We start from the raw sequence: 6,013 nt of genomic DNA on the forward strand, positions 1-6,013 counted from the left end.
GGTCGGGTCGGTGGGGTACTGCGGCACCGGGCCCGTGGGGAACGGGTCCACGGGCGGCTGGTTCGGATCCTGCGGCCCGTTGGGGGGCTGGGGCTGGCTCACCGTACTCCTCGGCACGTCGGTCACGTCACGAACCACCCGACGCTAGTGGGTGCCGGCAAGCCGGGAATGTCTCGGGTCCGACCTGTCCGTTCGGGGCCGGGACCGGCCCGATCGGTCAATGCGTCAGCACCGCCGCCGTGCGGACCAGGTCGCCCTCGACCGCGAACCGGCCGTGGATCACGGCGGGCGGGTCGGCCACCGTCGCCGCCGCCACCCGGGCCGGGTTGATCCGGGCGGTGAACGTGCCGGTCTGCGGGTCCAGCTCGACAGTCGCGTCCTGGAAGTCCAACCAGGTCCCGACCAGCGGGTGCCAGACCTTGTAGACGGTTTCCTTGGCGCTGAACAGCACCAGCGGCCACCAGGTGCCGGCCGGCAGCCGGGCCAGCCGTTCCTCCTCCTCGGGGCGGCAGATCAGCCGGCGTACCCCCGGGTTGAGGTCGCGGTGCCGCTCGGCGTCCATCCCCACCGACCGTACGTCGGTGGCGTGGGCGACCGCGGCGGCGCAGTAGCCGCGGGTGTGGGTGATGGTGCCGACCACGCCGGCGGGCCAGACCGGCGAACGGTCGGCCGCCGCCGGCACCGGCACGGCCGGCAGCCCCAGGCCGGTCAGCGCGCGCCGGGCACAGACCCGCCCGGCGGTGAAGTCCCGCCGCCGGCTCTGCACCGCCCGTTCGCCGAGGCCGGACCGTTCGGCCGCCAGCAGCTCCCCGGTCCAGTCCGCCGGCCCGGCGACCGCGACCGACACGGTGGGCGGCAGCAGGTCACGCATCACCGACCCCTTCCCGGTGCGCGGTTGTCCCGCTGCGCCGTGCGCTGGTGCCCCGTCAGGGCAGAGAGGTTCACGACCGCCATGGCTGGTCAACGTACCGCAATCGGACGACGGCGGAGGGTCCCCGCCCTGCCGGTGGCCACCCGGGCGGGCGGCCACCGGCAGGACGGGTCAGGGACGGCGGGGACGGCGGGTGAGCGTGAAGCCGACCACCCCGGCGACGGCCGCGAGAACGCCGCCGACCGAGCTCCAGATCCACCGCGAGCCGAGGTCGGGCAACCAGTCGAAGAAACCGGTCTCCTCCTCGTCGGGGGCGGCCGTCGGCTCCCCGGCCACCAGCGTGCCCGCCTTCGTGTTCGGCACCAGCGGGGCCCTCAGCTCACCGTCGTCCCGGGAGCCCTCGCCGTCCGCGCCGACCAGCAGGTCCACGTCGACCGGCAGGCCGAGGTCGGCCTCGGGCAGCTCGGTCACCGACAGCCGCACGTAGTAGGTGCCGGGCAGCGGGTCCGCCGACCAGGGCTCCGCCCAGGACCGCACCTGGCGCAGCGTGCAGCCGAGCGACACACTGCCGGCGGCGGCGTCCACGGTGGGGGTCTGCGCCCCGGCCGTGCACGACTGCCGCCGGCGCAGCCCGTCGAAGATCTCCACCGTCCAGGTGGAGGTGCCGCTGCGGGCCTTCGGGAAGGTCACCGTCGCGCTGATCTCGTGCCGCTCGCCGGCCGAGGCGGGGAACGACCAGTAGAGGTGGTCGCCGATGGAGGCGTCCACCCGGACGGGCTGACCGGCCGTGACACCGGTGGCGGTCAGGAAGGACGTGCCGGCCCGGGTGACCGGGGTGGCGCCGGGTGAGGGGGTGGGTGCGGCCGAGGCGGGTACGGCCGGGGCCAGCAGGGCCAGCCCGGCGACGGCCAGTGCCGCGCCGGTGCGGACAGTCCGGGTACGCATCCTCAGTTCTCCCTCCACGTGGCCACCCACCAGCGGGTGAGCAGGCCGGCGAGCAGACCGGTGAGCAGGCCGGCCAGGGTCAGCAACACCAGCAGCACCCAGCCGCGACCGAGGTCGGGCGCGGCCGGGGCGGGGGAGGAGGCGACCACGTCGATCATCAGCTCGACCGGCATCCCCGGGGTGGCGCGGGTGCCCGGCCGGGGAGCGAAGGAGTTGCTGACCACCAGGCAGACCGTGGTGGCCGCGATGGTGCCGGTGCTCGCCTGCGGCGTCGGGTCCGCCCCGTCGGCCGGGTCCTCGGTGGCCGACCAGCGCAGGCCGGCGGAGACCACGTCGGTACGCCCACTGCCGGCGTCCACCCCACGGACCAGTTCCCGGCCGTCGGTGGCGGTGGCCCGCAGCAGCACCCCGTGGTCGCGGTTCACCGGTCGATCCAGTGCCACGCTGACCGAGGCGCGCAGCTCCTGCCCGGGGCGGACCGGCACCCGGTACCAGCGGTGCTCGGAGAAGCCCTCCCGGTCGCGGTAGACGCCGGGGCCGAGCAGCGGCGCGCCGTCGCAGGCGGACCGGCCGGCGACCACCGTGGGAGTGGCCGTGTAGGTGTCCCGGGCCCGGTCGACGAGCTGCTTGATCCGGCCGGTCAGCTCGTCGGCGCTCTGCGCCGCGGTGTACGTGCCGCCGGTCGCGGCGGCGATGCAGAGCAGCTGCCGGCGAACCTTCTCGTCCGGGGCCAGGCCGAGGGTGTCGACCACCAGCTTCGTACCCTGGGCGGCCAGCTCCCGGGCCACCTCGCAGGGGTCCGGCGGCGCGCAGGTGTCCTCGCCGTCGGTGATCAGGACGATCCGCCGGGCGGTGCTGCCGGTGCCGAGGTCCTTGGCGGCCTCGCGCAGGGCCAGCCCGACCGGGGTGAACCCGGTGGGACGCAGGGTGGCCACCGCCGCCTTGGCCTGTACCCGGTCCACCGGGCCGACCGGGACGATCTGCTGGGTGTCCAGGCAGCCCTGCTTCTTGTCCTTGCCCTTGTACGTCGCGCCGAGCACCCGGATGCCGAGCTGGGTCTGCTCGGGCAGCGCGTCGACCACCTCGTTGAACGCCTGCTGCGCCACGGCGATGCGGCTGCGTCCGTCGATGTCGTTGGCCCGCATCGAGCCGCTGACGTCCAGCACCAGTTCGACCTTCGGCGGCTCGGCGGGTGTCTCCTCGTCCGCCAGGGCCGGTGCCGGCCCGGTGAGCGCGGTCGCCGCCAGCAGCCCGGTCAGGACGGCTGTTGATCGTCTGAAGTTGATCACCGGGCGGAGTGTAGGGGCCGTCCACTTCGGATGGTCATCGGGGTCGTGTCGCCCGGCTCCGGCACGGGCCGTTTTTGGGCGCACCGTCAATCAGTCATGACAGGCCGTTAGCTGCCGGATGTAAACCTTTTGCTCGACCGTGCATCCGTCGGAAATCTGACCCGACTCGACCCGTTGTGCGGGTCGCCAACCGTGGCTAAGCTTTGTCTTGCACGCCCCAATCGCCCGCTTCCCCCGTGGCAGGCGATCGGGGCGTGCTTTTTGTGCCGCGTGTCCGTCTCTGATCCGGCCGCGCAGGCCGTCAGATCCAGCGGCCGTCCAACCACATCCGGGCGGACCAGTCCTGGTACGGCAGCGAGTTGCCCACGAAGATCGGGTAGAAGTAGGCGAAGCAGAGCGCCACCAGCAGCACGTACGCGCCGACGACCACGCCACCCACCAGCCGCCGGTCGGCCCCCCGCTCCTGGTCGACCAGCGTCAGACCGTCCGCGGTGGTCGGCGTGACGATCGCCCCCAGCACGTAGACCACCGCCAGCACCAGGAACGGCAGCGCCGGTGCGACGTAGAACGAGAACATCGTCCGGCCGTCAAGGGCGAACCAGAACCAGGGCAGCAGCCCCGCCGCGACGCTGAGCAGGATCGCCCCGGCCCGCCAGTCCCGCCGGGCGATGCCCAGCCAGGCCGTGGCGGCCAGCGCCGGCAGGAACGACCACCAGAGCAGCGGCGTGCCCAGCAGCAGGATCTCCTCCGCGCAGCTCGCCGCCCCGCAGGGGCCGTCCCCGGTCCAGTGGAAGGCCACCGGCCGGCCGAGCAGCAGCCACTGCCACGGCCAGGACTGGTACTTGTGCCCGCTGTCCAGTCCGGTGTGGAACTCGAACGCCGCCTTGTGGTAGTGGAACAGGTTGTTCAGCGCCCCGATGACCGGCGTGTCGCTCAGGCCCGGGGTGTGTGGATAGCGCTCGGCCAGCCGGTAGTAGCCGTTGTCGCCGAGCAGCCAGCCCGACCAGGTCGCCACGTACGTCACCACCAGCAGCAACCCGGCCAGCACCAGCCAGGGCAACTCGTCCAGCAGCGCGTCCCGCCACGGGCGGCGTACCCCGGCGGAACGGCGGACGCCGACCTCCCACAGCAACGCCAGCAGCCCGAACACCGGCACGAAGTAGAGCGCGCTCCACTTCACCGCGACCGCGCAGCCGAGCAGCACCCCGGCGGCGAGCCGCCACCAGGGCCAGGTGCGCCACCCGCCGGCGGGCCGTCCGGCGGCGCCAGCGACGGACGGGTCGAGCCCGTCCTCCAGCGCACGGGCCCAGCGCCGCCGCCGGGAGTCCCGGTCCAGCACCAGGGCGCCGAAGGCGGCCAGCACGAACAGCAGCAGGAAGATGTCGAGCAGCGCGGTGCGGGAGAGCACCAGGTGGAAGCCGTCCAGCGCCAGCAGCAGGCCGGCGGCGCAGCCGAGCGTGGTGGAGCGGAACAACCGGCGCGCGATGCGGGTCAACATCAACACCGACAGGATGCCGGCGAGGGCCGCGGCGATCCGCCAGCCGAACTCCGGGGCGGTGGTCACCAGGTGACCGGGCACGCTGATGTTGTGCTCCTGGTCCTGGTAGCCGAAGGCCCACTCGCCGAACCCGATCAGCCACTTGCCCAGCGGCGGGTGCACCACGTACGACGGGCCGTTGTCCTTGTAGTTCCACTCGACGCCCTTGTCGATCAGCCCGTAGGCGTCGCGGGCGTAGTAGATCTCGTCGAAGATCTTGCCGCGCGGGTGACTCAGGCCGAGTAGGCGCAGGATGGCGGCGATGGTCACCACCACGACCGTGGCCACCCAGGAGTTCACGTCCAGTGCGGTCTCGACGGTGGCCAGCCGGCGGCGGACCACCGCCGGAATCCGGCTGCTCTCCGTGGACGCCCCCGGCTCGGACCCGGTCGCGTTCGCGCTCTGTGCTGTCGACGCACTCGTCACCCGCCGATCGTAGGCTCTGGAGGTGCCCGGTGGGGTCCGTCGTCTCCGGTGCCGGCACATCCGTCGATGAAGGAGCGTGCGCTGGTGGGTGAAATGTCCGACCCTGGGCGGCTGGTGCTGCTCGGTGCGCCGCTGGGCAACCCGGCTGACGCCTCGGCCCGGTTCCGCGACGTGCTGGCCACCGCGGACGTGGTCGCCGCCGAGGACACCCGCCGCCTGAACCGGCTCGCCCGGGACCTCGCGGTGAGTGTGCCCGGGCGGATCGTCTCCTACTTCGAGGGCAACGAGGAGCGGCGTACCCCCGAACTGGTCGAGGTGCTCACCGCCGGGTACACGGTCGCCCTGGTCACCGACGGCGGCATGCCCAGCGTCTCCGACCCCGGCTACCGGCTGGTCCGGGCCGCCCTGGACGCCGGCGTCCCGGTCACCGCCGCACCCGGCCCGAGTGCGGTGACCACCGCCCTGGCCCTGTCCGGCCTGCCCTGCGACCGGTTCTGCTTCGAGGGCTTCCTGCCTCGTACGCCCGGGTCGCGCCGGGCCCGGCTGCGGACCCTCGCCGCCGAGGAACGGACCCTGGTCCTCTTCGAGGCCCCGCACCGCGTCGCCGACGCGCTGGCGGACCTGGCCGCCGCGTTCGGCACCGACCGGCCGGCGGCGCTCTGCCGCGAGCTGACCAAGACGTACGAGGAGATCGTCCGCCGGCCCCTCGGCGAGCTGGCCGACTGGGCCGCCGAGAACGAACCCCGCGGTGAGATCACGCTGGTGGTGGCCGGCGCTCCGGCCCGCCCGGCGGAGCGTCCCGACGACGACACCCTGCGCGCGGCGGTGGCCGCGCGGGAGGCTGCCGGCCTGTCCCGCCGCGACGCCATCACCGAGGTCGCCACCGAGTACGCGCTCCGCCGCCGCGACGTCTACACCATCACCCACACCTGACCTGCCACCCCC

At 73.7% G+C, this 6,013-nt stretch carries 5 protein-coding genes; 1 reads left to right on the forward strand and 4 read right to left on the reverse strand.

The genetic code is table 11. The features are described from left to right. Positions 1–217: 217 nt before the first annotated feature. The 4 genes from E1182_RS28580 to E1182_RS28595 all read right to left on the reverse strand — a co-directional run bounded on the left by E1182_RS28580 (position 218) and on the right by E1182_RS28595 (position 5,068). Positions 218–871 (reverse strand): 4'-phosphopantetheinyl transferase, encoded by a 654-nt coding sequence (locus E1182_RS28580; RefSeq protein ID WP_132270840.1) that lies wholly within the window; start codon positions 869–871, stop codon positions 218–220. Positions 872–1,042: 171 nt separating this feature from the next. Then, entirely contained in the window at positions 1,043–1,816 is a 774-nt protein-coding gene (locus tag E1182_RS28585; RefSeq protein WP_132270841.1) for a peptidase, read from the reverse strand. Positions 1,817–1,818: 2 nt separating this feature from the next. Beyond that, the gene (locus E1182_RS28590; protein ID WP_132270842.1) at positions 1,819–3,105 is read right to left on the reverse strand and encodes a VWA domain-containing protein; all 1,287 of its coding nucleotides are present in this window, start codon (positions 3,103–3,105) and stop codon (positions 1,819–1,821) included. 301 nt (positions 3,106–3,406) lie between these two features. Then, positions 3,407–5,068 (reverse strand): dolichyl-phosphate-mannose--protein mannosyltransferase, encoded by a 1,662-nt coding sequence (locus E1182_RS28595; RefSeq protein ID WP_371687616.1) that lies wholly within the window; start codon positions 5,066–5,068, stop codon positions 3,407–3,409. A 66-nt stretch (positions 5,069–5,134) separates the two neighbouring features. Here E1182_RS28595 and rsmI point away from each other — a divergent pair, with 66 nt between their 5' ends. Beyond that, a complete protein-coding gene (rsmI, locus tag E1182_RS28600; protein WP_371687617.1) occupies positions 5,135–6,001 on the forward strand; it encodes a 16S rRNA (cytidine(1402)-2'-O)-methyltransferase in 867 nt (288 codons plus the stop codon). The last annotated feature ends 12 nt before the right edge of the window (positions 6,002–6,013 follow it).

The sequence above is a fragment of the Micromonospora sp. KC721 genome (assembly GCF_004348355.1).
GTDB lineage: Bacteria > Actinomycetota > Actinomycetes > Mycobacteriales > Micromonosporaceae > Micromonospora.